At 62.4% G+C, this 26,932-nt stretch carries 24 protein-coding genes and 5 pseudogenes; 16 read left to right on the plus strand and 13 right to left on the minus strand.

The window, feature by feature from the left end; all coding sequences use genetic code 11:
- Nucleotides 1-184 precede the first annotated feature (184 nt).
- From JMJ56_RS26955 to JMJ56_RS26970, 4 genes are all read right to left on the minus strand, one after another.
- Nucleotides 185-613: a hypothetical protein gene (locus JMJ56_RS26955; RefSeq protein ID WP_202834854.1), complete on the minus strand. Its 429-nt coding sequence runs from the start codon at nucleotides 611-613 to the stop codon at nucleotides 185-187.
- Between the two features lie 234 nt (nucleotides 614-847).
- Complete coding sequence (locus JMJ56_RS26960; RefSeq protein ID WP_202834855.1) at nucleotides 848-1,489, minus strand: hypothetical protein; 642 nt, start codon at nucleotides 1,487-1,489, stop codon at nucleotides 848-850.
- Nucleotides 1,476-2,174 carry a ParA family protein gene (locus tag JMJ56_RS26965; RefSeq protein WP_202834856.1) on the minus strand — a complete coding sequence of 233 codons (699 nt, stop codon included), beginning with the start codon at nucleotides 2,172-2,174 and terminating at the stop codon, nucleotides 1,476-1,478. Before JMJ56_RS26965 ends, JMJ56_RS26960 begins: the two co-directional genes overlap by 14 nt.
- Before the next feature lie 397 nt (nucleotides 2,175-2,571).
- Nucleotides 2,572-3,102: a hypothetical protein gene (locus tag JMJ56_RS26970; protein WP_202834857.1), complete on the minus strand. Its 531-nt coding sequence runs from the start codon at nucleotides 3,100-3,102 to the stop codon at nucleotides 2,572-2,574.
- A gap of 970 nt (nucleotides 3,103-4,072) precedes the next feature.
- On the opposite strand from JMJ56_RS26970, the gene JMJ56_RS26975 reads away from it, so the two are divergent.
- Nucleotides 4,073-4,765 (plus strand): hypothetical protein, encoded by a 693-nt coding sequence (locus JMJ56_RS26975; RefSeq protein ID WP_202834858.1) that lies wholly within the window; start codon nucleotides 4,073-4,075, stop codon nucleotides 4,763-4,765.
- A 330-nt stretch (nucleotides 4,766-5,095) separates the two neighbouring features.
- Nucleotides 5,096-5,395, plus strand: a pseudogene (locus JMJ56_RS26980) (IS6 family transposase); the annotation flags it as partial.
- A 369-nt stretch (nucleotides 5,396-5,764) separates the two neighbouring features.
- Here the strand turns inward: JMJ56_RS26980 and JMJ56_RS26985 are convergent.
- A complete protein-coding gene (locus JMJ56_RS26985) occupies nucleotides 5,765-6,946 on the minus strand; it encodes an IS110 family RNA-guided transposase (RefSeq protein WP_202834860.1) in 1,182 nt (393 codons plus the stop codon).
- A gap of 27 nt (nucleotides 6,947-6,973) precedes the next feature.
- Between JMJ56_RS26985 and JMJ56_RS26995 the strand changes: the two are divergent.
- Nucleotides 6,974-7,452: pseudogene (locus JMJ56_RS26995) on the plus strand (IS6 family transposase).
- A gap of 165 nt (nucleotides 7,453-7,617) precedes the next feature.
- Here the strand turns inward: JMJ56_RS26995 and JMJ56_RS27000 are convergent.
- Nucleotides 7,618-8,259: a hydrolase gene (locus JMJ56_RS27000; RefSeq protein WP_202834862.1), complete on the minus strand. Its 642-nt coding sequence runs from the start codon at nucleotides 8,257-8,259 to the stop codon at nucleotides 7,618-7,620.
- Nucleotides 8,260-8,453: 194 nt separating this feature from the next.
- On the opposite strand from JMJ56_RS27000, the gene JMJ56_RS27005 reads away from it, so the two are divergent.
- Nucleotides 8,454-9,383, plus strand: a complete 930-nt coding sequence (locus JMJ56_RS27005) for a LysR family transcriptional regulator (protein ID WP_202834863.1) — start codon at nucleotides 8,454-8,456, stop codon at nucleotides 9,381-9,383.
- 317 nt (nucleotides 9,384-9,700) lie between these two features.
- A complete protein-coding gene (locus JMJ56_RS27010) occupies nucleotides 9,701-10,363 on the plus strand; it encodes an IS6 family transposase (RefSeq protein ID WP_328702482.1) in 663 nt (220 codons plus the stop codon).
- A 163-nt stretch (nucleotides 10,364-10,526) separates the two neighbouring features.
- Here JMJ56_RS27010 and JMJ56_RS27015 read toward each other — a convergent pair whose 3' ends face one another.
- Complete coding sequence (locus tag JMJ56_RS27015) at nucleotides 10,527-11,315, minus strand: calcium-binding protein (protein WP_202834864.1); 789 nt, start codon at nucleotides 11,313-11,315, stop codon at nucleotides 10,527-10,529.
- A 111-nt stretch (nucleotides 11,316-11,426) separates the two neighbouring features.
- On the opposite strand from JMJ56_RS27015, the gene JMJ56_RS27020 reads away from it, so the two are divergent.
- A complete protein-coding gene (locus JMJ56_RS27020; protein ID WP_202834865.1) occupies nucleotides 11,427-11,678 on the plus strand; it encodes a hypothetical protein in 252 nt (83 codons plus the stop codon).
- 663 nt (nucleotides 11,679-12,341) lie between these two features.
- On the opposite strand, the gene JMJ56_RS27025 is transcribed toward JMJ56_RS27020, so the two are convergent.
- A complete protein-coding gene (locus JMJ56_RS27025; RefSeq protein WP_202834866.1) occupies nucleotides 12,342-13,694 on the minus strand; it encodes an IS701 family transposase in 1,353 nt (450 codons plus the stop codon).
- Between the two features lie 431 nt (nucleotides 13,695-14,125).
- Here JMJ56_RS27025 and JMJ56_RS27030 point away from each other — a divergent pair, with 431 nt between their 5' ends.
- The 8 genes and pseudogenes from JMJ56_RS27030 to JMJ56_RS27060 all read left to right on the plus strand — a co-directional run bounded on the left by JMJ56_RS27030 (nucleotide 14,126) and on the right by JMJ56_RS27060 (nucleotide 21,262).
- On the plus strand, nucleotides 14,126-14,272 hold the full coding sequence (locus JMJ56_RS27030; RefSeq protein WP_202834867.1) for a hypothetical protein: 147 nt from the start codon (nucleotides 14,126-14,128) through the stop codon (nucleotides 14,270-14,272).
- A gap of 301 nt (nucleotides 14,273-14,573) precedes the next feature.
- Nucleotides 14,574-14,963, plus strand: coding sequence for a helix-turn-helix domain-containing protein (locus JMJ56_RS27035; protein ID WP_202834868.1), 390 nt, complete (start codon nucleotides 14,574-14,576; stop codon nucleotides 14,961-14,963).
- A gap of 572 nt (nucleotides 14,964-15,535) precedes the next feature.
- Nucleotides 15,536-15,667 (plus strand): annotated as a pseudogene (locus JMJ56_RS34255) (IS256 family transposase); the annotation flags it as partial.
- A gap of 56 nt (nucleotides 15,668-15,723) precedes the next feature.
- Nucleotides 15,724-16,118 (plus strand): annotated as a pseudogene (locus JMJ56_RS27040) (transposase); the annotation flags it as partial.
- Between the two features lie 470 nt (nucleotides 16,119-16,588).
- The gene (locus tag JMJ56_RS27045) at nucleotides 16,589-18,796 is read left to right on the plus strand and encodes a carbohydrate-binding domain-containing protein (RefSeq protein WP_202834869.1); all 2,208 of its coding nucleotides are present in this window, start codon (nucleotides 16,589-16,591) and stop codon (nucleotides 18,794-18,796) included.
- Between the two features lie 347 nt (nucleotides 18,797-19,143).
- On the plus strand, nucleotides 19,144-19,557 hold the full coding sequence (locus tag JMJ56_RS27050; RefSeq protein ID WP_202834870.1) for a hypothetical protein: 414 nt from the start codon (nucleotides 19,144-19,146) through the stop codon (nucleotides 19,555-19,557).
- 14 nt (nucleotides 19,558-19,571) lie between these two features.
- Nucleotides 19,572-20,084 carry a response regulator gene (locus JMJ56_RS27055; RefSeq protein ID WP_202834871.1) on the plus strand — a complete coding sequence of 171 codons (513 nt, stop codon included), beginning with the start codon at nucleotides 19,572-19,574 and terminating at the stop codon, nucleotides 20,082-20,084.
- A gap of 79 nt (nucleotides 20,085-20,163) precedes the next feature.
- A pseudogene (locus JMJ56_RS27060) lies at nucleotides 20,164-21,262 on the plus strand (IS3 family transposase).
- 328 nt (nucleotides 21,263-21,590) lie between these two features.
- On the opposite strand, the gene JMJ56_RS27065 reads toward JMJ56_RS27060, so the two are convergent.
- The 4 genes from JMJ56_RS27065 to JMJ56_RS27080 form a co-directional block, all read right to left on the minus strand.
- The gene (locus JMJ56_RS27065; RefSeq protein WP_202834872.1) at nucleotides 21,591-22,628 is read right to left on the minus strand and encodes an IS110 family RNA-guided transposase; all 1,038 of its coding nucleotides are present in this window, start codon (nucleotides 22,626-22,628) and stop codon (nucleotides 21,591-21,593) included.
- 128 nt (nucleotides 22,629-22,756) lie between these two features.
- Entirely contained in the window at nucleotides 22,757-23,221 is a 465-nt protein-coding gene (locus JMJ56_RS27070; RefSeq protein ID WP_202834873.1) for a DDE-type integrase/transposase/recombinase, read from the minus strand.
- Nucleotides 23,218-23,541 carry an IS6 family transposase gene (locus tag JMJ56_RS27075; protein WP_202834874.1) on the minus strand — a complete coding sequence of 108 codons (324 nt, stop codon included), beginning with the start codon at nucleotides 23,539-23,541 and terminating at the stop codon, nucleotides 23,218-23,220. Before JMJ56_RS27075 ends, JMJ56_RS27070 begins: the two co-directional genes overlap by 4 nt.
- A gap of 241 nt (nucleotides 23,542-23,782) precedes the next feature.
- A complete protein-coding gene (locus JMJ56_RS27080; protein WP_202834875.1) occupies nucleotides 23,783-24,202 on the minus strand; it encodes a response regulator in 420 nt (139 codons plus the stop codon).
- A 681-nt stretch (nucleotides 24,203-24,883) separates the two neighbouring features.
- Between JMJ56_RS27080 and JMJ56_RS27085 the strand changes: the two genes are divergently transcribed.
- Together JMJ56_RS27085 and JMJ56_RS27090 are read left to right on the plus strand one after the other, a co-directional pair.
- Nucleotides 24,884-25,120, plus strand: coding sequence for a hypothetical protein (locus JMJ56_RS27085; protein ID WP_202834569.1), 237 nt, complete (start codon nucleotides 24,884-24,886; stop codon nucleotides 25,118-25,120).
- 297 nt (nucleotides 25,121-25,417) lie between these two features.
- Nucleotides 25,418-25,753: a transposase gene (locus tag JMJ56_RS27090; protein WP_202834876.1), complete on the plus strand. Its 336-nt coding sequence runs from the start codon at nucleotides 25,418-25,420 to the stop codon at nucleotides 25,751-25,753.
- Nucleotides 25,754-25,776: 23 nt separating this feature from the next.
- Here the strand turns inward: JMJ56_RS27090 and JMJ56_RS35050 are convergent, their stop codons facing one another.
- Nucleotides 25,777-26,208, minus strand: coding sequence for a calcium-binding protein (locus JMJ56_RS35050; protein ID WP_202834877.1), 432 nt, complete (start codon nucleotides 26,206-26,208; stop codon nucleotides 25,777-25,779).
- Nucleotides 26,209-26,932 lie beyond the last annotated feature (724 nt).

A 26,932-nucleotide genomic window follows, 5' to 3' on the forward strand; every position in this document is an offset into this window, starting at 1 on the left:
TAACGTGACGGGGCTATTTGAAACTAATTGGAATCTAACTATTAGAGTCCTCTCGTTAGCCCCCCAGGAAGAATCGGGGGAATTCACGTTTACCCCCCGTTTCGGCACGTTCTCCCCCCGGGGCGCTGCCGGTCGCCTGGGGAAAAACCCCCGTCACGTTCTCCCCCCACCCCGGCGACTCGACCTATGGCTGGTAGCGCCAGCGGTTGGTCGCTATGGCGGCCTCCAACGCTGCCACTTGCTCATCGCCCACGGTGACGGAGACACGGTCTGGGTCATCGACAAGGTCATAGGCCCGCGCCGAAATCGCCACCGAATGGTAGCGGGCGGGGCTGCCCTGTAGGCCGTCGAGCACCTCTCGGATCTCCCGGCGAGTGCCCTCGGAGTTCCTCTGGCCGACGAAGCGGCGCAGGGCGGTGGAGACGAGGACCTCGGGCTCGAGGACGGGCAGCCGAAGCTGCAGGATTTCATCCGCGAGATGGGCAGCGTGCCGCCCGCGCATTAGATGCGGATCATCTGTCAGACCAGCCGGCAGCGGCAGGAGGAAATCTTCGTCCGGCTGACCGAGGACGGCCGGGCGCTGTCCTGGTACCAGGACAGCGCAGGAAGCCATCGTCCAGCGCTTCCCGATGTCGCGCGCACTTGGTTCGATACGAACCTCTACACGGGGCACGTTCCACCGCCTCCTCATTGACCAGAGCGATTGGACGGGCGAGGGCGGCCTGCGCAGCGCCACACATGGCTCTGTTCCCGATTGCTGGTGCCGATCTACGATTAAGGTGCACGAACAGCAGTAGCACAGTAGACCCGCTTTTGGTCCGGTCCGGGCAAGTTGCGGAATATAGATTTAGCGCTTAGCCCCCTCGCCTCCCTCTACATCTTGTGTCGCCACTCGTTCGAGACGCGCGATTTCTTCCTCAATGGCGGCCTTCTGGCGGCGAAGTTCTGCAAGGCGCTGGGCAGTCGCGCCGGGCGGCGATACTGGACGTTCGGTCGCCTCCCGTACCTTTTTCTTGAAAGCGACAATCTCAGCCCGTCGGAGGTCAGGCCGCACCAAGCCGCTTCTCTTGGCCTCTTCCAGCAGGTGGTCGGGCAGCGTCGAAAGCTGGTAGATGGTCGAATAGTTCGGAGGCAGGGTTTCAGCCGGTAGGCGCCCGCTCGACACGGCCTCGGCCGCCGTGCGGATTTGGAAGGCCGTGTTCGGGCTGAACGGCAACTCCCGCTCGACCATGATCGTGTAGTCGCCATGGGGGAGCTTCTGCTTCGCCATGATGAGGTACTGGCCGATAGTCAGGAAGGTGCTCTGCGCCCGCGTCCAGAGCGTCGTGATCTCACGGACGAACTCTTCCTTCCGGGTCAGCGGCACCAGCGCACTCGCCAGCACATCCATCCGCCGATCGCCTTGCGGCATCACCTCAACGGGCGGCCCGTGATCCTTGAGGGCGCGTCGTGTCAGGGCGCCCGTGACGCTCGGCCTAAGCTTCGACATTGCGGCGCCCCTTCTTCGCCGCATTCGCGGCCGGTGCCTCGGCTTCCGCCGGGGCTGCTTCGAGCCGCACCCGTTCGCGGACGAACGTCCAGAGGCCCCTGATCTCGTCGCCACCTGGATGGTTGACCATGTCCACGAGGCTCATGCCACGCACCGCCGCCCGGTTGTGGTCGGCCCGGTCGCCAATCTCGATGGGGCACAGCTCGGCCGCGCTGATGAGCATGGTCTTCTCGGGTGCGACGTTCACCCGCGGCTTCGTAGCGTTCATCACCACTACCGGCCGCGCGCCACCGCTCCGTAGGGTCTGGAGGTACGGCACCGCTGATTCCACATCGTCGAAGGTCGTGCGGCACGGGACGAGGATGAGGTCGGCTCCGGCGATGAGCCGTTTGAATTCGACCGGGTGCGCCTCGATGCTCGGTGGTGTGTCGATGATAAGGATGTCGGTCTGGTCGATGCCGTCCGGCGATACCAGCGCCTCGGCATCATCCCACTCGACCTCGTAGTGGTTGACGCCTGGCACTCCCTGCGGACGGCGACGCGCCCAGCGCGTCAGCGTGCGCTGGGGATCGAGGTCTGCTGTAGAGACGGAGTAACCGTCATGGGCGGCGGCTGCCGCAAGGTTTCGCGCAAGATGCGTCTTGCCACAGCCGCCCTTTGGGCTGCTGAGAACAATGCGGAACATGGTTCTTCCCTTATCGTCGGCAACCCCCCGGCCGCCTGGCGACAATAGGTAGCAGAAGCGTGGGCCTCCGCACTATGTTTCGGCCGACATACTGCTGCGCCGTCAAACCTTGTACTGGTACAAGGTCCGCCCCGCTTAACATCGCGGGGTATAACGTCGAGCGCTGGGTTTCCCCGGCGCCCGTGCGTTAGCTGCGGCGTGCCGAAGCCGCCATGAGGCCGACGAACGTCTCCACTATCAGCAAGAAGGCGAAGCCGTCGGCGTTCTCGGCGGCGAGCAGAGCCCCCAAGCAAATCAGCAGTCCCAGAAGTCGCATGCCGTCCTTCTAACGTCCTGCGGCCGAGGTCTCACCTTCCAGAGGGTGACGTTATCCCAATACCACCCACCGCCTGCGGTTTCACGAAGTTGGTCGTCTCTGAACGCCGGGCTTGGGTTTTCCCGAATGATTGTGATCCGTTCCCATGCTGTGCCGAACTGCAGCGAGAGCCGGGCATGCGCGACGGCAACCTGGCGCGAGACGAGCCCGAGGTTCGCGCCGCTGCCGACAAGCAGTGCCCGCGTCAGCGCCCCGCAGGTCACTCCCGGTGCCCGCTGGACGGCTACCCGATCCTTCGCCCGAACCGTGCGAGACGCATCTTCTCGGATTGCCCTTTATTCCAGCATCGGCTGCTGCCTTGTGGACGCTGTCGAGCCGCCCGAGAGGATCTGTGACCGACGACAGAAAGTTCACGTTCCACGCCGCCTGCTGCGCGGCCGACATCTCCTTGGGCGCATCACGGATCAGCTTCACCAGCTGGTCGCCGCATTTGGTCACTTCGCGGGCATGGGCGGGCAGGAATTCGACCATGATCGCATCGCAGGCCAGGACGGCGCGGACGCTATCCCGCTGAATGCCCATGCTCCAACGCTTTTCGGAAATGCTCGGCACCGTTGCGGACGATCCCATCCATCGTCTCGGGCTCCCGTCAGTCAACGTCTCTGCGTCGTCTGACATTTCACATCGAGTGTCGTGCCCCGAAGCTTGGAAGATAAGGGGCAACATCAGCACGGTTGCTTTCACGTCGAGCTGGGTGGTCTGACGCCTAGAGGATGCCGTGCCGCTGCGGCATAGATCGAGCAGCTGCAAGTGGGTGAGGAGGGAAGCGTGTTGATCGACCGCTGAGTGCCCTCAAGATCTGCCTGGGGCGCAGTGGTTCACCACGGCTGCCTTTGGCGCCGCGTTCATTGTCAGTTCCACAGAGCCAGGCGTCGTCCATTGCATGGTCCGTGTCGTTCCGAAGAAGGTTTCGCTCGCAAGCGCGCCGCAGGGTTGAACCATGAGCGCCCGAAGCGCTTCAGCGTCATCGCCGACGGTATTCGATATCACGCACTGCAGTCCCCCTCCGCGAAGACCGAACTGGAAGCCGATGGACAGTCGAGATGGTCCCTGTGTTTTGTCTTCAACGGAAATCTCGTATCACCTGCGTCGTTGCGATAATGGCGCCCGGGCGGCATTGCCCTAGCCTTGCCCCCCGGTGCGGCGATGACCTGATCGGCCGTCATGCCCCACCGTGTGTATTCCCAGTCCGCCGCCGCAGGATGAGCAGCCGCCACGATGATCAAAGCGGACGCAATGCTGGATTGGGTCATGACAGAGGCTCCGGCCGGATTGCTGGACCAAACGCCGTTAGAAACGAAAACGAAAGAACATTCGCAGAAATCGAAGCCCGGCGCCCTACGGATACCTGGGCCCCCAAACGGATTATTCTGGTTGCCCTTGCCATACCGAGCAGAGACTGGGGTTTTACATTCGCCTCCACAAGCCATCTGATGGCTGCTTCGCCTTGACCGCAGCGCTCATCCACACAAGCGATAAGGAGAAGCATGTGACACATCCACTATCCCGGACCAGTTGCGTTATGGCGCTGGCTTTGGCTCTGTTCTGGGCCAGCGCTGCGCTGGCCCAGAACAGCTCCACCGCACAACGCGCTGGACAGCAGACAACCAGCGGCCTCTTGGCCCGGCAGGGCGACGGCTCCTACGGACCCGTGGCGTTCGACCCAAGCAACGCGCCCTTTGGGCTACGCAACAACAATTGGGTCGGACTGAAGGGTCCCAACCTGAGCGGGCGGTGGCCGGGGCAGACTGGCGCCAACGCCCAGGGTTTCGCCACCTTCGAGGATCCAGCCTACGCAATCCGCGCATTCATCGACCTCGTCCGACAGTACCAGGACCGCTACAAAGCGCGCTCTGCTGCGGACATCCTTGGACGCTACTCGCCCGCGGGGGACTGCTCGGGTGCACCGTCCGTCTCTCCCGCCGAGCGCCGCGAGGGTGGCGGATGCCCGGAGAATCAGACAACCCCACCGGTGAGCGCGATGCGGGCAGCACGAGCCGTCGGGCTGCAACCGACCGACGACCTCAAGCTATTCGGCCCCGGCGGCCGGATCGAGCATCCGGACCGGCTGCGGGCCTTAATTGATGCCGTAGTGACCCAGGAGGTGGGCCCTAGCCACTGCCCGCAGCCGCCGCGCAGCGAGGCTTGGATCGGCTGCAGAGTGGATGATGGGCTGTACAACCGCGCCATCGAGCTGCTGGACAGACGCAGCTGAGCGGGGTTATCGGCACACCACCAGCCGCAAGTCGGGGCTGGTCGCAACGTTCGGTTCCTGCCTAAGCCTCGGCGGGCTATCACCCCGTCCAGGGCGCGCCGCAGTGCGGCGGCGAGCCGGGCGCGGTTGCTGGGCTTCTGCAGGAACCCCACCCAGTCCGGAAGCTGCTGCCTGTGCGGGCTCCCCGGGTGCGTCGGTATTTCCAGTCCGGGAAGTGGCGGGATACCGCCGTCCCTCATGCCGAGCCCTCGCTGATCATGCCGTGGATATTGGCGGCGAGGGTTCTGTTGCATGGTTTGCGGGTCGAGGCGATCGCAGCGATGCTGGGACATGGAAAGACGGCGACTGGCGGCACTTCGGGTGGATCTGACCTTCAAAGGCCGGCAGTTCACCGCTGAGGTGATCCTCTGGGCAGTTCGCTGGTACCTCATGTTCCCGATCAGCTATCGCGACCTCGAGCTCATGCTGCAGGACCGCGGTGTCGACATCTCGCACACCACCATCTTTAGATGGATCCAGGCCTATGCACCGGAGTTGGAGCGGCGGCTCCGGCCCCATCTGCACACGTCCAATGGGTCGTGGAAAGTCGATGAGACCTATGTCCGGGTGAAAGGCCGCTGGACCTACCTTGTATGGGGCTGTCAAGCTTCGGATAGGGATTGTGCGTTCATTCGTGCCATCTCCTGAAGAACTGAACTGCGTAGGTCAGAGTAGGCGGCCAGGTGCCAATCAGGACCAAGACGATCTGAGTGGAGTTCGCCATCGGACGCAGACATCGCGCCGCAACCTTGTATCCGGTGGGCCTGCCAGTGCAGCCCGACCATGATGCAGCTATGCGCATCAGCGGCGAAGCTCCGAACGGCGAGCCCATTCTGTACCGCGGCTATGAAAGCCAATGTAGGCCACGGGATCTCGCCACCTCGGATCGTTTGGTCGGCCCGTCATAGCCGTGCCGACACGCTCCGAAACTGTCGCAGTCTGAAAGACCTCATCCTGACGCTACGCTGCTGCAACGCACTGGGCTTTGGAGTGCAGGGTAACGCCCGACGGCACTTCACCAGTGGTCACCAGCCGCCATAGAGCAATGAGAAGCTTACGCGCGAGTGCCACAATCAGGGTCTTTCGCGTGTTGCCACGGCCATCCGCCGCTCGTGCCCGGTACCACTGCGCTAACGCGCTGTCCTTCTGATGCAGCAGAAAGCGCCAAGCAAGCTGGATCATGCTGCGGCGTACCCGCGCGTTGCCCGCCTTGGAAAGTCCTTTCTCCCGCCGTCGCGATCCGCTTTCGTCCGGAGCGCCGGTCAGACCAGCGTTGCGCGCTACCGCTCGGCAGTCCCGCAGGTTCCGCGACAAGACCTCATGGACGAGCTTGTCAGCTGTCTCAATGCCGACACCAACCACCTTGGCAACCAGAAGGATCATAGCGTTGGTTCCTGCCGTTGGCTGCTGCTCCAGCCTCTCGAGGCGAGACACTTCGATCTCCTTAATCTGTGCCTTGATAACCTGCAGGCGTGCCATATCACGCCGTAGTTCGGCCACGGTGTTCGGTGGCAGCAACTCTTCTTCTGGCGTCCGCAACACGTCGAGGCGCTCGCTTGCGTTGCGCAGCGTCGGCTTGAAACCACGCAGGCCGAGCCGAGCCAAGATGGCCTTCATGCGGTTGACCACTCGGGTGCGTTCGCTGACTAGCGCTTCACGTTCGCGGCTTGGCTGTTTGGCGTCTTCCTCCGCAAGTGTCGGGATCGCGGCCATGCTGCAGTGCCCCGGTTCGCCGCGCAGCCAACCGAGGAAGGCACGCTTGAGCAGTTCCGTGTCGAGCTGGTCGGTCCTGGCCCGCCGGTGCTCGCGTGACACGGCGATGCTGGTCGGGTGAATGACATAGGCCTCGACGTCACGGGCCCGCAGCCAACGCGCCAGCCAAAAACCGTCTCGGCCGGCTTCGTAGGCGACCGCGATCCGGGTGATGGTCCTGCCTGCTTTGGCCGCCTCATCCTGCCAGCGACGGAGTAGACGGAGCAGCGCCTCCTGGTCCGGCTCGAGCTTCTTGACGGGATGCCTCTCAACTCCCGGCACGATGCCCGCGACCAGCCAGCTGGATTGGCTCACCTCGACAACCCCGACAAGCGTGCCATTCTGGTCAAACGCGGTAAGGGACCGCTTTGCATCTTCGGAGTTCAGCATGCTGGGTGCTCCTAGATTGTTGCGATAGTGACCCCCCTCGTCACCTCCGACGCCTCGCCTCATAGCATTCTGTATCGTGCGTTCGACAGTCATGGGCAGACCATCGACTTTCTGCTCTCGGCCAAGCGCGATGCCGAGGCTGCAACGCGCTTTTCCGCAAAGCACTCGGGCAGCCGCACACGGCGAACCCACGGACCATCACAGTAGACAAGAACCCGGCTTACCCGCGTGCCACGGCAGAGATGAAAGCGAACGACGAGTTGTGGCGCTTCGCCCGGCTACGGCAATGCAAGTACCTCAACAACATTGTGGAACAAAACCACCGGCGCGTGAAACGGATGGTCAGACCAGGGCTCGGCTTCGGCAGTTTCCATACCGCACGACAAACCCTGGCAGACTACGAGGCGATGGCGATGATCAGGAAGAGGCAGGTTCGGAAAGTGGGTGGACGCGACATGCGAGTACAAGCCACCTTCGCCGCCGAGCTGTTCGAGGTTGCCGTCTGATCTGGAGCCTGTCGCGGCCATTCGCAACCTGCCGCAAACTTCGCAACACAACCCCGGTGAGAGACTTGAGAGAACTGCCATCAAGGGACGGGGCTCCTGACCGCTCAGCCTACGGAGGCGGCGACAGCAATCGCGATCGCCGCCTCCTTCACACGCAGCTGCTATTCAGGATGCGCGCGCCGCCATAGCCTTCTCGGGGTTGAAGCCATCGAAGCTTTCGAAGACGCCCATGAAGCCGGGGAGGGTCGCCTCGCGCGCCCAATCCCGTTGGAGTTCGCAATACATCTGGACGCGGCTGATCAGCTTGGCACCCGCCTGCTCGATGCGACGCAGCGCCGTCTCGTGCGCGACGACCGACGTGCCGCCCACAGCGTCCACGGGGACATAAACCTCGTAGCCTTCCTGTATCGCGTCGAGCGCAGGGAAGGCCAAGCAGACTTCGGTCCACAGCGCGGTCATGATGAGCTTTCGGCGGCCGAGCGCCTTGACCGCCTGCTTGAAGCCAAGGTCCTCCCAGGCGTTGACTGTCGTCCGGTCATAAACCGGCAGATGTCCGATGATCTTCTGGAGTTCCTGGATCGGCGGCTTGTTACGGCCCGTCTCGACATTGACCGTCGAGTGGATGATCGGGAGCTTGTAGCTAACTGCCGCCCTGGTGGTGCTCACGATGTTGAACACCAGTTCCTCGCGCGACATCGAACGGATCGAGGAGACCTGGACCGGCTGGTAGTCGATGATGATGAGTGCCGAGTTCTCAGGCGTGAGAAGATGGTCGGTCTGGGGGTTGCGGATCGGCTCGCTTGTCATGGGTAGGTCTCCTTCTCGGTTGAAGTGGAAGTCAGCTTAAGCCGGCCAACTTCAGGCGAAGTGGGTGAGGCAAACTGCTTGAGCACGATCTACGCCATTCATCGTTCTCGAGAAGGCACCGCCTGGAGCACAGACTGTTCTGCTGCCGTGTCCTTCGCGTTGATATTCGGTTCCCACGCGCTCAGACTGCGTCGATGGCCGATCGGTTCGAAGATCTACGAGCGTTGGCTGCTGTCGTATCCGGCGGCGGATTTGCTGCGGGAGCGGAGCGCCTCGGCGTCGCCAAATCAGCGGTGAGCCGTCGCATCCGTGAACTTGAGGATCGGCTCGGCGCGAGGCTATTCGACCGGACGACGCGTCGTATCCAGCTTACCGAGACCGGCCGCGAGTTCCATGATCGTGCGGTCGAGCTTCTGGCAGGGCTCGACGAAGCAGAGGAGGCGGCATCAAGCGCAAGCGGCCAGTTGAGGGGCCGCATCCGTGTTGCTGCGCCGGTCTCGTTCACCACGCATTGCTTGGCCCCGGTAGTTGGCCGCTTTCTGGAACGCCATCCTGCCGTCACGCTGTCGATCGACACAGACGACCGCATAGTCGATTTGGTACGCGACGGCTTTGATCTTGCAATCCGCATCGCGCGGCTGCCTGACTCGTCGCTTGTGGCGCGCCGTCTCGCCACCATTCGGCACGCCTGTGTTGCCAGTCCCGCGCTGCTCGAGCGTCTTGGGACGCCGCAAAGGCCTGAAGACCTCTCGCGCTTTCCCGGGGTGGCCTACTCGAACGTCGAGGAAGCCTCCTATTGGCGGTTCGCCGACAACGTCGTGCCGTCCGTGACCAGCCAGATTGACTTCGCAAACGGCGATGCCGTCCGGGAGGCAGCCATTGCCGGACTTGGCGTAGCGGTGCTTCCGACGTTCATTGCCCACGACGCGGTGAGGCGCGGCGCGCTTTCGATCGTGCTCGCAAAGCACATGCGGCCGCCGATCGCAATGCATGCGCTGCACCCATCGATGCGCAACCAGACAGCGCGGGTGCGCGCGTTCATCGACTTCCTGGTCGATGCATTTGGCGAGCCGTTCTGGGATCGAGAGCTGTTCAACTGCCTAATCGAAAACCGGTCGCCATAGCTGCGGAGTGCACCGTCGCTCTCGTCACCGCGATAAAAAGAATGCCGGCGTCGCATGTCTCTCACCTGAGAGTTGTCAGCCTCTGTCGCACAACAGGTGGCTATATGCCGCCTGAACGGCGATGTCCGCTTTCTAAAAGGCGACAACGCCGAGCGAATGGCCGGGATGGGCGCTGATCTGCCCCCGAAGCCCGTCACCTATGGGCACCGTCAAGCTAAACGGGCTTGGCGGGCTGGTCCGGGTCAGATAGGCAGCCGAAATGAGCTCGCCAGCCGTCAAGTCTCCCTATTCTGGCCATCGCTTCCCAGCCAGCCGAGGTGATCAGCCAGACGATCTGGCTGTATTTTCGCTTTCCGTTCAGCCTTCGCATGGTTGAGGAGATGCTGGCGGCACGTGGCATCGTGGTCAGCTATGAAACTGTGCGGCAGTGGGCGCTCAAATCCGGCCAGGAGTCGCCAACCAGATTCGGCGGCGACTGCCCCGCGCCGGAGACAAGTGGCACCTCGACGAAGTTGCAATCAGGATCGCCGGGGGTGCAGCATTGGCTCTGGAGTGCCGTGGATCAGAATGGGATGGTGCTCGACGTCCTAGTCCAGAGCCGGCGCGACAAGCGTGCGGCAAAGCGCCTGCTCCGCAAGCTGCTCAAGCGGCAGTGCCGGGCGCCCCGCGTCATGATCACTGACAAACTCCCGAGCTACGGAGCGGCCAAGCGCGAGGTGATGCCCGATGTCGAGCACCGTAAGCACAAAGGTCTCAACAACCGGGCCGAGAGTTCACACCAGCCAACGCGACGACGCGAGCGGCAGATGAAGCGCTTCAAGTCAGCGCGGCAGGCACAGCGCTTTCTCTCTGCCCACGACCAGATCGCCAACCTCTTCCATCTGCGCCGCGACCACGTCACCGCCAGCGAGTATCGCGCCGCACGGCTACGCGCGTTCGAAGTGTGGGCCGATATCAGCGGGGCCGCGGCAGCGGCTTGACGGTCGATCGGTCGCTGCCGGGACCGGCCAGCTTGTTTGCCCTAAGGCCAACAACTTGACGGTGCCATCGCAACTCATTCGGATTGCGACGTCCCTCGACCACTTTGCGTGTTATTCCGAAGACATAGCCGAACAAGATCTGATCACAGAAACACAATACAGATTAGAATATAAAATCACTTTCATTGAGATCGATGAGACCAGGAAGCTTAATTTCGGTCTCCATGATGTAAGGAGAAAGAGGCGCACGCAGATTGACAATAGTATTTCCGTTTTCGTAACGAAAACCGACAGTAAACGCTGAACCGTCAGGTGGTGGTTCATCCTCACCAGCCCACACGGCAGGCAAAGTACTCCACCCCGTTACGTTAAGCTTGTCAGCCCCTTGTCGGAAATCCTCGATGACATCGCGGTTGCCTTCGCCGGTCCCTCCCGAAGTCCAGGGGCTACCGCCTATGCGACCCACAAAAAAGAAAAACACATCTGCACCCGGGCCGCCCCACATATGGTCATTGCCGAAACCGCCATCGATTGAGTCGTTACCCGGACCCCCACGTATAGTATCACCCCCATCGCCAGCCGAAATGCGGTCACGACCAGGACCACCGGAGATGAAATCAGCCATATCGAAGAATGGCGATCTATTAGCCGGGTACGATGTGATGTCGTCGTCTCCAAGACCACCGTACAGGTAATCACTCTCATAGGAGCCGAACAGCGTATCGTCTTTAGGCTGTGCGTGACATTTGGCCATCGTCCCACCCTCTTCATTGGTTATTCTGAGGCAGGCAGCAACACGGCAAAGCCTAATATCGTATTCCTTAATGGAATCCTTATCCCGCACGGCGCCGCGTAGCACCATCAGCAAGGAGAGCCGGTCGTGAAGCCGATCGAACAGCGCATCGTACGCCTCGAGCGGGCCGACGGGACAGGCTGGGAGGCCCTCCGGCATGTCCCAGCCCGACGCGGCGCTGTGGGCCTTCCTGGGGCTTCCTGAGAGCACCAGCGATGCCGAGCTGCAGCGCATCGCCGACATGGTGCCCGAAGTGAAGAAGGCGTGGGCATGAGCGGCTCTCTTCCTCGCCGCCTCGCAGCGCTGGAAGCCCGTCGTGCGCCGGCACCGAGCTACGTGGTGTTCCTGTCGGACGAGGATCTGGCGAACCCGGCGGCGCAGGAGGCAGCCATCGCCGAGCATCAGCGCCGCACTGGCTGGGCGGGGCCGGTGATCGTGGCGCCAGTTGAGGTGACGGTGGAGGAGTGGGTGGCCTGTGCTACGAGCGGCCGCCTGAATGATGCCGTTGAGGCGGCGCTATAGCGGTCTCGTTTTTGCAACTGCTCGTGGCGATGTCTTCTCACCACAATCATAGATTAATAAATCTGTTTTACGCTTTCTCCTATGGCTAGGAAACCAGATTGGGAAAAAGTGCTCGTGACCAGCTATAGGCAGTCGTACGAACGACTTGCTGCGCGCCGCCTGCGCGCCGCTGAACATCGACTACGCTGTTATGACTTTGGTCATGACGTGGCCGTCGAGGGCAACTGGACGCAACTTGGCCGTGATGGTGGTCACTGGCGCCGACGCGTGAAACTTCAGGCTGATGGCAAGGAACAAGAGTTAATTTTTGCGGTGACCTTCGCTTTGAGTACGAACCACATGATTGAGGCCTACGCCCTTATACCCGGTGATGTGCCTTTGCTTGTCGGACAGTGGTCTGACGTTGAGCTCCGATCTAGGCACGGATTAGCGGTCGGTGACGTTCAAAGCAGCTGGACATAGGTCTCCTCCCGCCACACTCGCGCAAAGCTAGTTTGAGTGGCATCGTTCCACTACTGATGGAACAGTAGCGGACAAACCTGTGGCGTGCTTTGTTGCATGCACTTGCCGCCGTTGGTTGGTCCCCGCTGCGGCAGTTGCCAGTTGGAGGCCCGTTCTCTCGAAAGGCAGAGCGGGCCTTCATCTTAGCTTGAGTTTGGCCATTTAGGCAGCGTGACAGAGGGCGTAAGCGATGCCCTCGCGGAGGGCAGGCGAGAGTTTCGTAGCGTCGAGGTCGTGGCGGGACAGCGCAAAACCCTGCTCACTCCAGATCTCCCGCCGTACGGCGGCAAGGCTGTCAGCAAAGGTCGGTCGCTGCTTGTGGTACCAGGCGGTGGCTGAGACCCGAAGCTGGGCACGGCTGTTGAGGCGCGACGCCAGCAGGGCGACGACCGAGAACAGGCCGAGCAGGCATGGCGTAGTGCGGGCGATGGCCTTGTCCGACCACTGCCGCTGGGTCTCGACGCCGAGGTGGTCGCGGACCTCGCGGAAAGTAACTTCCAGCTGCCAGCGCTGGACGAACCAGCGGATGATCTGCAGCGGCTCCTGCGCCAGGTCGGTGCAGAGCAGAGCCTGCGGATCGAAGCGCCGGCAGGGATCGCGCAGCAGCACCCAGCGGATCGGCACCACTGGCATGCCGGCATGGCGCCAGACGGCGGTGTCGGAGCAGATCTCCACCACGCGCTCGCCCTCGCCATACCAGCCGGGCACGGTGACGCGCTGCCACCCGGTGGTCTGGTCGGCCAGCACCTCGGCCAGGGTTGGCAGGCGTGCGCCCTTGGTCGGTGGTCGCCCGACAGCACCGGGCCGGCGTGGTGGCGCCGGCTGGTACAGGGCAGCATCGAGACGCAGTCGGGTGACGCAGGTGACCTCCTGGCGGAACAGCGCGGCCAGGAACTCGAGGGCGGAGAAGCCGCTGTCGGTGACCAGCACCAGCTGCCGCTCCGGCATCCAGCGACGGGCCTGGAGGACCAGTTGTCGGCCCCAGTCGGTGAGCTTCTTGTGGTGCCGCCCGCGTTCGCGGCAGTACCGCTCCGAGGGGGCAAGCGCCGTCAGGAAGGGCAAGGCCCAGACCCGCCCGACCCAAGGAATGGGGACCAACAGCATGAGGCTGAGCCAGCGCAGGCCACTCGCCTTGACGAAATGCCCATGGCTGGAGCAGACCGGATCCCGATAGATCTCCTTGGCGCTGATCCGCCTGCCGCGGCGGCGCTCGATCGTGTCGTCAAGACCGAGGAGGACCGGACCTGTCGGCACGAAGCTGTCCAGCAGCAAGCCAAGCAACACCTTCGCCGCCGCTCTCCCACTCCAGGCAGCACGGTTCAGTACGCGATGGTAGTTGACGAACCGCCGCTCCCGGCTGAGCCCGGCAATCCGAAGAATGCTGCTCACCGTGCGCCGGCCCGGCGCCAGGATCGCTCCGACCAGCAACACCTCAGCGTGCTGCCAGCTCCGTTGAAAAAAGAGCGGTGCGAAGCATAGGATCACCGCGGCGAAGCGGGCTGGCAGGGTCAGCATGGGCGCGGTCCTCTGGCCAGGACGCCACCAGCTTATTCGCTTACCCGCTCCGCCGCCTCACCCCGGAATGGCCAAACTCGAGCTTAGATGCCTCGCCCGTAATACGCCTCAGCTCACCCCGCAGGCCCATAGGAGGGGCAAAAGCAGGAGCGGCGCTGTGATAAAGCTTGCTCAGCATCATGTTGCAGTGCAGCATGAGGGCAAGTGAGGGGAGGGACAGGCATAGGAGTTTTGCCATGGTCGCCTTCCTACTCGTTACCGCAACAATCCTCGTGGTGAGCCTCGTGCTCCGCGTTGCGGTAGATGAACTCGCATTGCGGTGGACGAACGGAACTCTGGATACCTCCCGGAGCCTCCAGGGGTCTTAACCGGTCATGTCAGATGACGAAACACGCGTTCCAGCCGCTGCACCGAACCTTATGGAGCGCGGCATGATGAAGGTGTTGGCCCAAGCTCAAAAGGCTGTCGTCAGCGACGACCCTCCTCAAGTCTACGGCCTTGAGGTGCGGTTTTCGCTCGAGGGTGACGCAGATGTCGTGTGGGACATCCGCACGTCGCCGGAGAAGCCTGCGCCGTAGCTCAGGCCTACTCTTCCAACGTCACCCAGGTCGGTACTGGGGCTCGAAATACCGGCCGGCTAGCGCCGCATTCCGCGATCACCGAAGACGCTGGGGTTCATCCGGGCCAGTTGCCGCCGGCGCAGGTTAAAGACGAGCCGGGCACCTCGTGGCCGCGGCGATTGAGCACCTGATCTGCTCCAACCGGCGCGGACATAATCCAACGTCACATCCACGTAATAAAATTGCTATCACGGAACAATGCAACGGATGCCGTTGCGAGTTGCGTTAAGCAGGCTTCCATCGATAAGGACATCCATCGATGAGCCAGGCCAAGCAACAGGACGAACCACAAAGCCAGCGCGCCACCATGATGGACAAGCATGTTGGCCAGAGGATCCGCGAGCGGCGGCTTGCCATGGGGCTGTCTCAGCAGCAGTTGGCCCGCATCATCGGCATCACCTACCAGCAGGCGCACAAGTACGAGCGAGGGCTGAACCGCATTTCCGCCGGCCGCCTGTTCAGCGTAGCGCAGGCGCTTGCCACTGAACCCGCATGGTTCTTCGATGGCTTAACGGCGGACGATGCAGTTGAAAAGCTACCGTCACGCCAGCGTATGCAGATCGAGCTGATGCGCAACTTCGCTTCCATTAAAGACGAAAAGCAGCAGGAGGCCCTCAGCAGCATGGCGCGCTCGCTGGCAGGCTCGTAGCGGAAGTTGATCACCGATCGGGTGCCGAAGGTCTCGCCATAGCAAACCGCCGATTTGCGCCACCGGGAGCGATCAAACGCTCACTTGGTCCAACCACCTGCTGCTGTACTAAGGGGTCCCAATTGCGGCGTCGGGTCGGTCCGGGCTTGCGGATGGTTCAACCGTGCGACTGAAACCATTCTGTACAGGCGACACATAGACGGTTGGGCAAATCGTAACCACGCCACCACCGGCATGGAACTCTGAGATTATCCGATTGAGAGCCTCATGATCCGGCGGGGCGACCAAGCTGCAGCGGCGCTTGTGCGCGATCATTGCCCGTACGGACTGGTGCCGAGCAGATGCAGCTTCTGCGGCGGCGCTGGACACGAAGCGACGGATTCTCTGCATAGCCTGTCCCATCCTGTCGCAACGAGCGCATTGCGCTCCGCATTTATACGCCTTCAGGTAAAATTTTTCGGTCGCGTCCCTGGGCGTGGTGTAGGAGGCCGTCGCCGTAACGGTGGCGGCCATCGCGGTAGTCCTCGGTAGGGTTGTGTTGCGACACGCAACTCCGACCCAAGGACGCCACGATGACCGATAAGAGGATTGCTCTTCGGGAGCCGCTGGAGAAGGGCTCCGACGCCACTTTCCTGCGGGAGGTGATCGGCTTTGCGGCCCATCGGCTGATGGAGCTAGATGCTGAGGGAGCCTGCGGCGCCGGCCACGACGAGCGCAACGCCGAGCGGGTGAACCAGCGCAACGGCTACCGCGAGCGCCGGCTTGGATTGGCACCGCCTACGCTGAGGCGGACGCCCCAGCTGCCCATGCCCAGTGACGCCGGGTTGCCGACCAGCTCGCCTCAAGGTGCCGAGGCTGGCCAACCTGATGGATGCCGCTGAGGAGGACGTGCTGGCCTTTATGGATTTTCCCCGCGAGCACAGAGCCAAGCTCCACAGCACAAACCCGATCGAGCGGCTCAACGGCGAGATCAAGCGACGCACCGATGTGGTCAGCATCTTTCCCAACGAGGCCGCCGTTATCAGGCGCGTCGGTGCCCTCCTCCTCGAGCAATCCGACGAGTGGGCCACACAGCGATCGCGCTACATGACGCTGGAGACCATGACCGCGGTAAGCGATACTCCTGCCGTCAGCCTGCCCGTTGCAGCTGCCTGACTCTGCGGCACAGCCCGCCAAGGAGCATCGCTCCTACACCACGCTGTGGGACACGGCCTAGGCAGGCCAGTTCCTGGTCTTGTAGGTCGGCGGTGTCCGTCTGCTCATGCCGTCCAGCAATCACGCTGACATCACGACATGAATTCTCCTCAGGCCATTTGTGCAACAGAGCCCTTCACACCAGCCGAGTACCAAAACTATTTCGTCAACTCACACTTCGGGTTCGAGTGAACTGGACATGCTCTAGTTATTTCGTGGTGGACAGTCGCTAGCGCATTATTGTTACAAATTCGGATCATTGCCGCGTGTTGCAGGTGATGGCTAGAGTGTGGACGCCCTTTATGGCACCGGCGTTGTAACTCACATTGATCGATCAACTTTTCGTGGTTTTAATTTTGACTGGGTGATCAACTTGAAGTTGTATGCAGAGGCCGAGGCCCCCTCTCGGTTACTAGCAACGAGATCCCCCCATGCCCGTCATCACCGGTACCTTTGGCAACGACACATTGAAGGGAGCAGCAGGCGTCGACACCATCACCGGCGGCACGGGCGCCGATCTGATGACTGGCGGGGCTGGGGCAGACTTCTTCGCGTTCAGGGCTGGTGACGGAGCGGACATCATCAACGACTTCCAGCTCGGCGTGGACCGGTTGTCCATCGCCAGCGGCACCTACAACCCCTGGGTGTATCAGACGACCGTCAACGGCATCCCAGGCGTCAGCGTCGTCTATAATGGCTCCAAGAGCGATTCGATTTTCCTGGCCGGCCTGACCAATGTGAAGCTCGAATGGCTGACCAACCCGTCGCTGGTTCCGGCGGCGAATGTGGCGCAGACGGCCTTCAACCCCCTTTCCCTCACTGCCGGCAGCGGGCCGGACAGCCTGGTGCTGAAGCTCACCCAGGATCACTGGCAGGGCAGCGCGCAGTACACGGTGAAGGTCGATGGCGTACAGGTCGGCGGCACCTTCACCGCCTCGGCGCTCCGTGGTTCGGGCCAGTTCGACACGCTGACCCTGAAGGGCAACTGGGCGGCCGGCGCTCACAAGGTCGAGGTCAATTTCCTCAACGACGGCTGGGGCGGGACGAGCGACACCGACCGCAACCTCTATGTCGAGAGCGCGACCTATGCCGGGCTGGCGGTCGGCGGCGCGGCGCTCAACCTCGGCCGGTCCGGCGCGCAGAGCTTCTCCTTCACCGAGCAACCGCCGGCGGACCCCTTCCCGCCCTTCAACCTCGTCGCCGGGACGGGCTCGGACAGCCTGGTGCTGAAGATCACCCAGAATGCCTGGAGCGGCAGCGCGCAGTACACGGTGAAGGTCGATGGCGTGCAGGTCGGCGGCACTTTCACCGCCTCGGCGCTCCGTGGTTCGGGCCAGTTCGACACGCTGACCCTGAAAGGCGACTGGGCGGCCGGCGCCCACAAGGTCGATGTCAACTTCCTCAACGACGGCTGGGGCGGCTCGGTGGCGCAGGACCGCAACCTCTATGTCGAGGGCGCGAGCTACGGTGGCGTCGCCGTCTCGGATGCGAGCCTCTTTCTCGGCTCGACCGGGATGAAGAGCTTCTCCTTCTTCGAGGCACCGCCGCCTTCCGACAACCTCACCCTCGCCGGCACGGCGGGCAACGAGGTGCTCACCGGCAAGCTTGGCGCGGACACGATCAACGGCGGCGGTGGCGCCGACACGATCACCGGCGGCCTCGGCAATGACAGCTTGACCGGCGGCGCCGACGCCGACGTCTTCGTCCTCAAGCCCGGCGACGGCGCTGATGTCATCACCGATTTCAGGTTGGGCGAGGACCGCCTCTCCATCGCCACCGACGGGACCTTCGCCGTTTGGCAGGAGGCGGCGACGGTGGGCGGCATCAGCGGCACGCTGGTGCATTACGGGCCAGGCTCGGGCGATACGGTGATGCTGGCAGGCGTCATCGACGCGGCGATGAACACGCTGGTCGACCCGTCCTGGACCTATGCGCCCTCCGCCGGCTCCGGCGAGTTCGGCAACCTGATCTTCAACGACGAATTCAGCGGCACGCGGGTCGACCCGACGAAGTGGCCGATCAGCTATGGCGGCTCGACCTACTGGAACGGCGCCTTCCGCTGGGACAACTCGCAGGTCAGCGTCGGCAACGGGATGCTCGATATCGGCATCACCAAGATGGCCGACGGGAGCTGGGCGACGAGTGGTGTCTCGACCACGCCGAACCAGTGGAACCCGGGCTTCGCCTTCACCTATGGCAAGGTGGAGATCATGGCGAAGATGAGCGCCGAGGTGACCGGGATGGGGCCGTGCTTCCTGCTCTGGCCGGCGGCGACGGGCGTCTGGCCGCCGGAACTCGACATCCTCGAGACGCCGAAGGGCGACGGGATGGTCACCCAGCACTGGCCCGACCCGGTGACCGGCGGCGACGTGTATGAGAGCTACAACTACGACATCGACCTGACCCAGTGGCATGTCTACGGGCTGGAATGGACGCCGGACCGGGTATCGATGACCGTCGATGGCCAGGTGATGCACACCTACACGCAGAACATCCCGACCATGAAGATGACGGTCGGGCTGCAGGGCCATGTCGGGGCGTCAGCCGACACATGGTATGGCGGCGTGCCGGGGGCGGACGCGCCGGGCCGCTACGACATCATGGTCGATTTCGTCCGGGTCTACGACTGGCTCGGGTGACGGCGCCAAACACGCGCCGCCGTCTCACCACTTCCTGATCGACAGCTATGGCGGTTGGGCTGGTGTCGACCGCAACCCGCATGCGGGCGGCATCACCTACAACGGTACTGCTGTCTCCGAAGGCACCGCGAACATGCATACCAGCGGACTGGTCATCTTCAGCTTCGTCGACCCGGTCAACATCGCGCATGCCAGCTCCGACATGTTCTTCGTTTGAGACCAAGAGGCAGGACAGATCACACAACCCGCCCTGCTGCTTAAACCAGATCAAAGCAAGCAGCGTGGGTCTGGACCGAAGCTAGACGTCCCTTACAAGTTCGAACGCCATCACTCAGGAAACTCAGGCCATGGCCACCATTCTGCCATTCCTCGCTAAGCCCATCCAGGGCGCGGCTCAGCGCGGTCGCTCCTCCCTGGCTTACTGCAATCAACCCGTGGACAACTATGATCTGGACGATGGTCTCAAGCTGGATGACAGCGGTCGCCTCAGTCTTGGTCGGGTGGTCAGGCTCGCTGCAGCGCCTTCTCAGACACTCGCCGATATGACGGAGAAGGTTGAGGTATTGGTGGCTCGCCTCACAGATGATGAGGCTGGCGCTGGGCTCTGCAGGGCTGAGGTGCACCTCCTTACATCTGTGCTCCACGACCTCAAGGCCTTCGCGGTGATCTCTGCGACCGCACCGCTCGGTTCAATGCATCAGGGAGCTGACGCCGCAGCACGTGAGTACAGCCATGCCGTGCCAGCCGAATCCGCCTATTAACGAGAGCCTTTGCCATGAATGCTGAGGCCTTGCCGCTAGCGCTGGTCGTGGAGGATGAAGCGCTGATTGCCCTCGCCATGGAGGACCAGCTACTCGATGCGGGTTTTCAGGTTGCTTGGGCCAGCACCGAAGCAGAAGCAGTGTTGATGGCGCGCGATGATCTCGCGGTCGCCATTGTCAATCTCTGCCTCGCCGGCGACCTGGCTGGTCAGCGTGTGATTGCCAGCCTGCGTCGTCGCGTCCCGTATCTGCCGGTGGTGGTTGTCACCGGATACAGTGCCGCTGCGCCCGAAGCCGACCTGCGTGGCCTTGGAGGACCTACCGTGCGGCTGCACAAGCCGGAGCATCACAGTCAACTTGCGGCGGCAGTTCGGGATGTCATCTACCAGGCAAATGGCGGCCCAATGCCGCAGCCGAAGGAGCGACGTTGGACCCCGCGACATAGCTCATGTTCCGAACGTGCAAAGGCGGCAGAGGTCACTCCCATATCTCCACCATCATCCCGCCTAGGTCAGCCGCTGAGCTGATGGTCCTCACCCTGGAATCTGGTGCGGCTGGAACGCAAATTTTTCGGGCACTATGAGCCCCTGAGGAGGGGGTGGTGCCATGAAGCAGAAGCGCTACACCGACGAGCAGATCGCCTTCGTCCTGAGACAGGCGGAGAGCGGCATGGCGGTCGCCGAGATCTGTCGCAAGCTCGGCGTGTCTGAACCGACCTTTCATCGATGGAAGAAGCAGTTTGTCGGGATGGGGACGGTGGAGATCCGACGGCTGAAGCAGCTGGAGGAGAACGTCAAGCTCAAGCGGCTGGTAGCCGATCTCAGCCTGGACAAGACGATGTTGCAGGACGTGCTGCGAAAAAAATGGTGAGGCCCGCGCTGCGCCGTGACGTGGTGGCTGTGCTGCGGAACAGCTTCCGGGTCAGCGAGCGTTGGGCCTGCTCAGCGATGGGGTTTCACCGTTCGGCACAGCGCTACCGGTCTCGGCGCGATCCGCAGGTCGAGCTGCGCATTCGCCTGCGCGATCTGGCCGCGGTGCGGGTCCGGTATGGCTATCGGCGTCTGCATGTGCTGCTGCGGCGCGAGGGCTGGCTGGTGAACCACAAGCGCGTCCACCGGCTCTACACTGAGGAAGGGCTGTCGATCCGCACCAAGCTGCCGCGGCGTAAGCGGGCCTGGCGCTACCGGCAGGGGCGCCCAGAAGCGGCAGCGCCGAACGAGATCTAGGCCATGGACTTCATGTCGGACCAGCTGTTCGACGGCCGTCCGATCCGGATCCTGACCGTGGTGGACATCCACACGCGAGAGGGGCTTCCGACGCATCCGAGAGCCAACTTCCGGGCAGCCCAGGTCGTCGAGGTGCTGGATCAGCTCGTGCGGCTCAGGGGCAAGCCGAAGAGCCTGAGGGTGGACAACGGCCTGAAGTTCGCCAGGCGGCTGCTCGACCACTGGGCCTATCTGAACAGTGTGGAAATCGACTTTTCCCGCCTTGGGAAACCAACGGACAACGCTTTTATCAAGGCGTTCAATGCCCGCCTGCGGGCGGAATGCCTGAACGCCTCGTGGTTCCTGTCTCTGGCGACGCCAGGGCGCGCATCGAGGAATGGAGGTGCCACTACAAGGAGGAGCGGCCGCATTCGGCCCTGGGCAACTTGACCCCAAGGGCCTTCGCCAACCAAGGTCAACCAACCCGAGAACTTGCGTAGCCCTCGGACCAGAGACGGGGGCAGGACCACAGCTATATTCCACTAAGAATCTGCCTGGACCGCTCCGTGGGGGCTTCTGTAATGGGCCGTCGGTAGTCAAGCCCTCCGAATGGTCGCCTCGTCGCCAGGTCCTTGCTTCTGTCCGTGGTCGGCAGCTGAGCCGCCACATGATCCTGTTAGGAGGGCGGCGAGCCGATCTGGTCAACGTGGTCGTCGCCCGCAGGCCACGCCACAACCCCCATCAAGGCTTTACCGTTCCCACGTCCCGGCGACGGGACCTCGGAGGAGCAGGCCCTCGCGGTCCCGCCCCGATCTCGTTCCTGCCTGCCTATGCGGCTGCGCTAGCCGGCTCCTTACCCCAGTGGAACTCGGTACCGTCCACCCACATGCGATGCAGGATGGTTGCCAGCTTGCGGGCTACCGCTACCTTGGCCCGCTGCATGCCCCGTCGCTTTGCCACCTCCATTGCCCAACGCTTCAGTGCCGAGAAGCGTACTGTCCGCGTCAAAAGCGACTGCGCCGCCTCGTATAGGACGGTTCGCGCCATGGCATCCCCAACCCGACTGATGCCGCCGGTGACATCCGTCTCGCCGGACTGATACCGTCTGGGGGTCAGTCCGAAATGTGCGCCCACCGACTTGGACTTGGCGAACCTGCCGGGATCGTCCACTGCTGAGGTGAATGTAGCAGCCACCACCGCGCCTACGCCGGGCGCCGTCATCAGGAGTCGGCAGGTCGCGTCGTTGCGCACGAGGGCCAGCAGGTGCCGATGCAGCACTGCCAACTCCACCCTCAACGCCTCCCGAGCCCGCAGCATCGGCTCGGCGATCTGCTCGAGCACGGGATGGCCGGCCACCAACTCGCGTACCCGCGCCGGGTAGCGGGGCTTTGTCGTCACCCCGACCTTCAGTCCGAAGCCGCGCAGGATCCCGCGGATCGCGCCCTCAATGTCGAGCAGCTTGCCCTGCAGCAGCTTGCGCCCGACCAGCAGGGCCCGGACCTCCTGCGCCGGCACCGACTTCCGGTGCACAGGGCGGTACCAGCCCATCCGCAGCAGCTGCGCGATCCCGCGCGCGTCCTTGCGGTCGGTCTTAACCGTCATCGCCGAGAGCGCCGCCTTCACATGCCGGGTCTCCAGCAGCACCACCTCATGCCCGGCCGCAGCCAAGCCGTCGTGCACCCACTGCGACAGGGGGCCAGCCTCAAGCCCGACACGGGCCACCGCCACTCCGAGCCCCGCCACGAAGGCAACCAGAGCCTCCGGCTCGCTCGCCACCTTCGCCTCGCGTACAATCGGCCCCGTCGTGTCCACCACGCAGACGCTCGATCGCTCCAGCGACACGTCAATCCCAACATAGTGGTCCATCACCGCCGTCTCCCCGTGATGCCAGGAGGGCACACGCCACCCAAGGTTCGTGCAGCATCACTCGAAGAGCCGACCACCATCTACCCGACGCCCGGGAGCCGGCCCATTACGGGATCTGGTCACTCCAGCTATGCGGCACTCAAAACGGCGAGCGCGGTGGTGACACGACGCAGGTGGGGCAGGCGACGGCGGCGGGCGGGGACGTGCTGGTTGTGGCGGGTACGAGAGCGGAGAAAGTTGCGGAGTTCGTCGTAGCTTCGGCAGAAGCGCTCCGCTGAGTTGAAACTTTTGAAGCCCCGCATACATCGCGTGCGGCCTTTCACACCCCGGTGGTCTTGCTCCAGTCCATTTTTCCTGAAGGCGTTGCTCCGATGTACGACCCGGCGGGTAAGCATGGAGCGGATTGCCCGCGGGTAGGAGCCAGGACCATCGGTGGTGATGCGTTCGGGCGTGATACCAGTGGCAGCCTTCGCCGAGCGGAAGAAGGCCTGCGCTGCGGCCATGTCGCGGTGCTCGCTCAGCATGGTGTCGACAAGGTTACCATCGCGGCCAATGGTCCAATACAGATACGCCCAGCGGCCGTGAACCCTCAAGCACGTCTCGTCAACGTGCCAGTGCCGACCTCACCGTGCCGGCGGCGGCGGAGTTCGCCAGCCGGTACCAGCGCGAGCTTCGCCTCCCAGTCACGAACAGCTTCATGGCTGAAGACGAGGCCGTGCTGCAGGAATATCTTGGCCAGGTCGCGCAAGATCAGGCGGTAGCGCAGCCGCCACAGCACCACCAGCGCGATGATGTCCGACGGGTATTGGGATTGGTTCAGCGGTCCGCCGCTGCGCTCGTTGTACTGCTTGCCGCAGCCTCGGCAGCGGAACCGGCGGTAGCCCTGGGCGGTACGCCCTGGCCGTTCCGCCACGGCGGTAGAGCCGCAGGCTACACACTCCATCCCCACTGGTGCGAGCCCTGACAAAGCCTGCGCACCTGCTCACAGCAGCTCCGCAAAGGCGCAACAGAACCGTCCAGCCAACCACCCGTACGGCCACGCCCAAGTTCGGGTCAGCCGGTCCGTAAAGGTGCCAAGTGATAGCGCTGAGAGATGGTCTGGAATACGGATCCGGCTCAATGCGCCGGTTCTGCCAACCCGTGCACCACCTTCGCTAGACGCAGAGGCTGGCCTCCACTCGGGCCGGCTGGGGACGACTGCGCTGTGGTGGGCAGGTCGCAGTGCTGAGGGCCGTGACCGTGGTCACCAGTGCCGTGGGGCTGAAGGGCTTGAGGAACACCTTTTCCCAAGGCGAGAAGGTGTGCCCGGCGAACTTCTCCGGGCTGCCGGTCGCATAGACGATCTGCAGATTCGGGAAGCGCAGTCGGAGCTTGGCTGCGAGGACCAAGCCGTTATCGCCTGGCCCGAGGTCGAGATCGGTGACCAGAATGTCGATGTGCACTACCGGGTCATCAAGCATGGCGAGTGCGTCCTCGGCATCGCCGGCTTCCAGGATGTCGAGGCCGGTTTCTTCGAAAAAGTCGCTGAGCGTGAGGCGGATCATTGTGTCGTCCTCGACCAGCAGTACTGGCATGTCAGCCCTCTTTTTTGCGGCCGAGGTTCCGATATCCTAAGTTGAAAATGGTCAACATTCGCTACTTTAGGTTGTAACAAGAAAGCGAGGTCGGCTGAATTACTCGCTCAAGTTGCGCCTTGGCCATTTTAAACTATTAGTTATATTTGTTGCTAAATACAGTCTATGCTGACCTGCAACTCCGTCTTCTATACCCCTCACCTATGTCATAGCAGCCGCGATCTCGTGCACGTCCATGACAGATGCTCCACAGTTTCTTTCTCGATCAGCCTCGATCAGCCAAAAAGCGTGCGCCTTGTGCTGTTCCGCCTTTGATGTCCGATCCTGGCGCGTTCGCACTTGCACGCCGCACCCACAGTGCGGAGCGATACCCAGTGCGATCTACCTGCGGTCCGAGCGGGGACAAGAATGGCTGTCCAAACTGTCATTGGGGTTTCGGATGACGTGATCCTCAGCCACGACGAGGTCACGGTGACATTGCAGACAGCGGGTGGACCGGTGCTCCAGTCCAGGGCACGAGAGATGTGCCTGGGTAACCGGTCGCATCCAAATCGGTTCGATATACTGTCCTTCGGATGAAGACGCAGTTGTCGTACAAGATGCTGTAGCATCTTTAAATTCGCGTTGCTGGTTTGTTGATTGAGGTTCAAGCTGGTCTCTCGATCCAGGAGGTGACAGCGAATGCAGAGCCCTTCCTTCAGCAACAGTGGCCTTACGGGTCCCGGCGAGGCATGGCAGATCGCTGTGGAGCCCTGGTGGCCGATTAGGCCCGAGAGCCAGCAGGTCAGCACCCTCGCCTGGATCTGGGCGGATGGTGAGATGCAGGAGATCAAAACGGTCGTGGTCCTGACCGAGGAGCAGATACGCAACTGGTCAGAGATCGACCTACCGTTAATGCTCCCAGGCGGAACCTGCTGAAGGTGTCGCTTTTCAACGGAGCCTTCGGGATCTGAACGGCGCATGCCCAAGCCCGGCACGGTCTCCCACCGGCGGAGCCATGCCGCGGGCCGAGGTTGCTGCGTCAGGTCGCCTGCTGCACATGAGTGAGCAGGCTGGCCGCCGACGTTGCCGCAAATGCCCGGAAGTCCTGGAGCACTAAACGAAGCAGCCTTGCCTAAGCCACACACAATCCAGCATCGGCATCCTCATCTGCGAGGTGGCTCACCAACACCTCCACCTTGCCAGTCAGAGGGGGCTAGCGTCCGGGATGGGCCCATGACGGGCGAAGCTTTACGCGCCTACGTCGAGCGGTTCCTCGTACCCACGCTGACAGCTGGCGACGTATTGGTCCTCGACAATCTTACTGCCCATAAAGTCGTCGGTGTCCGCAAAGCCATCCGGGCCACCGGCGCCAACCTCCTCCACCTTCCGTCCTGCTCGCCCGAGGTAAACCCAGTCGAACAGGCCTTTGCCAAGCTCAAGGCGCTGCTCCGAAAAGCCGCAGCCCGCACCAAAGAAGCTTTCTGCACCACCATCAGCCGCCTGCTTGACACTTTCACTCCAGCCGAGTGCCACAATTACCTCGCCAACTCGGGCTATGCGCCCAGGTAACGCGAAAAGCTTCAGCTAAATTACTATCCAAACATGAAGTCATCGAACCCAAGATAGTACGCTACATCAGTCAAGATAATCCTGTTGCTCTCCGCCGTTGCGCTGCCGAGTACACCGTAGTAGATCTCGAGATCGCCTTCGGCATTGATGTTTTGGCTGACGGTCCGCTGGGACACCCCGACGAAGCTGATGCGGTCGCCATCGGTGAAATCAAGGATGCGATCGCCTTGTCCGGTGCCGTCACCCATGGAAAACCGAAAGATGTCAGCCCCGGCCTCACCCTTCAGGACGTCCTGACCTTTGCCACCAATCAACACATCATTGCCCGAGCCGGCGTAGAGCTGGTCATTGCCGTCACCGCCGGTCATGGTGTCGTTGCCACCATAGCCAACCATGAAATCGGCATTGGTGCTGCCGGTGATTGTGTCGTTGCTAGAACCGCCATAGACATTCATGAGGTCTTCCGCCGCCGAGAGTGTGGAGTCAGGTAGCACTTAGCTAAACGATACCTACCCACAGTTGATATTAAGATAACCACTCGCTTTGATTGTATTTGGAAAACACGCTTCTGTGATTCCGACATCAATCTGACTTGCCGGCGCTATGGGCCGCTGCGGCAGGCTGAGGCGGAGTCGGCACAGGGCCGGACGGTCAGCGAGATCTGCTGCGGCTCGAGGCCACTGAGGCGACCTCCTACTGTTGGCGGACTGAAGGCCGGTCAGGTACGTCGGCTGCAGGAGCTTGAGCGGGAGAATGGTCAGCCAGAGCGGGCGGTGACGGGGCTGATACTCGACCAGCAGATCCGAAACGATGCTGCGGGGGGACCTTTTAGTCCACTCTTCTGACCGGATCCGGTCTGGTGGCGTCAGTTGCCGGCGAAGAACCCTGATCCAAGCTGAACCGGCGCAGCTGCCATCTGCGGCTCTCAACCTAAGAGCATATTCTCCCTCTACCACATGGGCTTCTACGGCCAGCGTCTGCGTGATGCGCCCGCCGAGCCTCCTCACTCAGGTCGGCCATCACGGCGAAAAGCTGGTGTTTTCTGCGGTTTAAGGCCGTCAGGAAGGATTGTTCCTAGATGGCATAGATAATTCCTTAAGGGTCACACACTTTCGCGATTGCAATTAGAGGTTGAATTGGAGATACGAAGCTCGCGCAGCATGCATCACAATCCTGTGA

The sequence above is a fragment of the Belnapia arida genome, assembly GCF_016773205.1.
Taxonomy (GTDB): domain Bacteria; phylum Pseudomonadota; class Alphaproteobacteria; order Acetobacterales; family Acetobacteraceae; genus Belnapia; species Belnapia arida.

Bases quoted from the DNA above. Each gene is read 5' to 3' on its own strand.
- JMJ56_RS27050 (WP_202834870.1), top strand. From the start codon at position 19,144: ATGGCCACCATTCTGCCATTCCTCGCTAAGCCCATCCAGGGCGCGGCT.
- JMJ56_RS26975 (WP_202834858.1), top strand. From the start codon at position 4,073: ATGGCGCTGGCTTTGGCTCTGTTCTGGGCCAGCGCTGCGCTGGCCCAG.
- JMJ56_RS27090 (WP_202834876.1), top strand. From the start codon at position 25,418: ATGACGGGCGAAGCTTTACGCGCCTACGTCGAGCGGTTCCTCGTACCC.
- JMJ56_RS27035 (WP_202834868.1), top strand. From the start codon at position 14,574: ATGAGCCAGGCCAAGCAACAGGACGAACCACAAAGCCAGCGCGCCACC.
- JMJ56_RS27045 (WP_202834869.1), top strand. From the start codon at position 16,589: ATGCCCGTCATCACCGGTACCTTTGGCAACGACACATTGAAGGGAGCA.
- JMJ56_RS27030 (WP_202834867.1), top strand. From the start codon at position 14,126: ATGATGAAGGTGTTGGCCCAAGCTCAAAAGGCTGTCGTCAGCGACGAC.
- JMJ56_RS35050 (WP_202834877.1), bottom strand. From the start codon at position 26,208: ATGAATGTCTATGGCGGTTCTAGCAACGACACAATCACCGGCAGCACC.
- JMJ56_RS26955 (WP_202834854.1), bottom strand. From the start codon at position 613: ATGGCTTCCTGCGCTGTCCTGGTACCAGGACAGCGCCCGGCCGTCCTC.
- JMJ56_RS26985 (WP_202834860.1), bottom strand. From the start codon at position 6,946: ATGCTGAACTCCGAAGATGCAAAGCGGTCCCTTACCGCGTTTGACCAG.
- JMJ56_RS27055 (WP_202834871.1), top strand. From the start codon at position 19,572: ATGAATGCTGAGGCCTTGCCGCTAGCGCTGGTCGTGGAGGATGAAGCG.
- JMJ56_RS27005 (WP_202834863.1), top strand. From the start codon at position 8,454: ATGGCCGATCGGTTCGAAGATCTACGAGCGTTGGCTGCTGTCGTATCC.
- JMJ56_RS27085 (WP_202834569.1), top strand. From the start codon at position 24,884: ATGCAGAGCCCTTCCTTCAGCAACAGTGGCCTTACGGGTCCCGGCGAG.
- JMJ56_RS27020 (WP_202834865.1), top strand. From the start codon at position 11,427: ATGAGCGGCTCTCTTCCTCGCCGCCTCGCAGCGCTGGAAGCCCGTCGT.
- JMJ56_RS27065 (WP_202834872.1), bottom strand. From the start codon at position 22,628: ATGGACCACTATGTTGGGATTGACGTGTCGCTGGAGCGATCGAGCGTC.
- JMJ56_RS26965 (WP_202834856.1), bottom strand. From the start codon at position 2,174: ATGTTCCGCATTGTTCTCAGCAGCCCAAAGGGCGGCTGTGGCAAGACG.
- JMJ56_RS27015 (WP_202834864.1), bottom strand. From the start codon at position 11,315: ATGCCGGAGGGCCTCCCAGCCTGTCCCGTCGGCCCGCTCGAGGCGTAC.
- JMJ56_RS27000 (WP_202834862.1), bottom strand. From the start codon at position 8,259: ATGACAAGCGAGCCGATCCGCAACCCCCAGACCGACCATCTTCTCACG.
- JMJ56_RS26960 (WP_202834855.1), bottom strand. From the start codon at position 1,489: ATGTCGAAGCTTAGGCCGAGCGTCACGGGCGCCCTGACACGACGCGCC.
- JMJ56_RS27080 (WP_202834875.1), bottom strand. From the start codon at position 24,202: ATGCCAGTACTGCTGGTCGAGGACGACACAATGATCCGCCTCACGCTC.
- JMJ56_RS27025 (WP_202834866.1), bottom strand. From the start codon at position 13,694: ATGCTGACCCTGCCAGCCCGCTTCGCCGCGGTGATCCTATGCTTCGCA.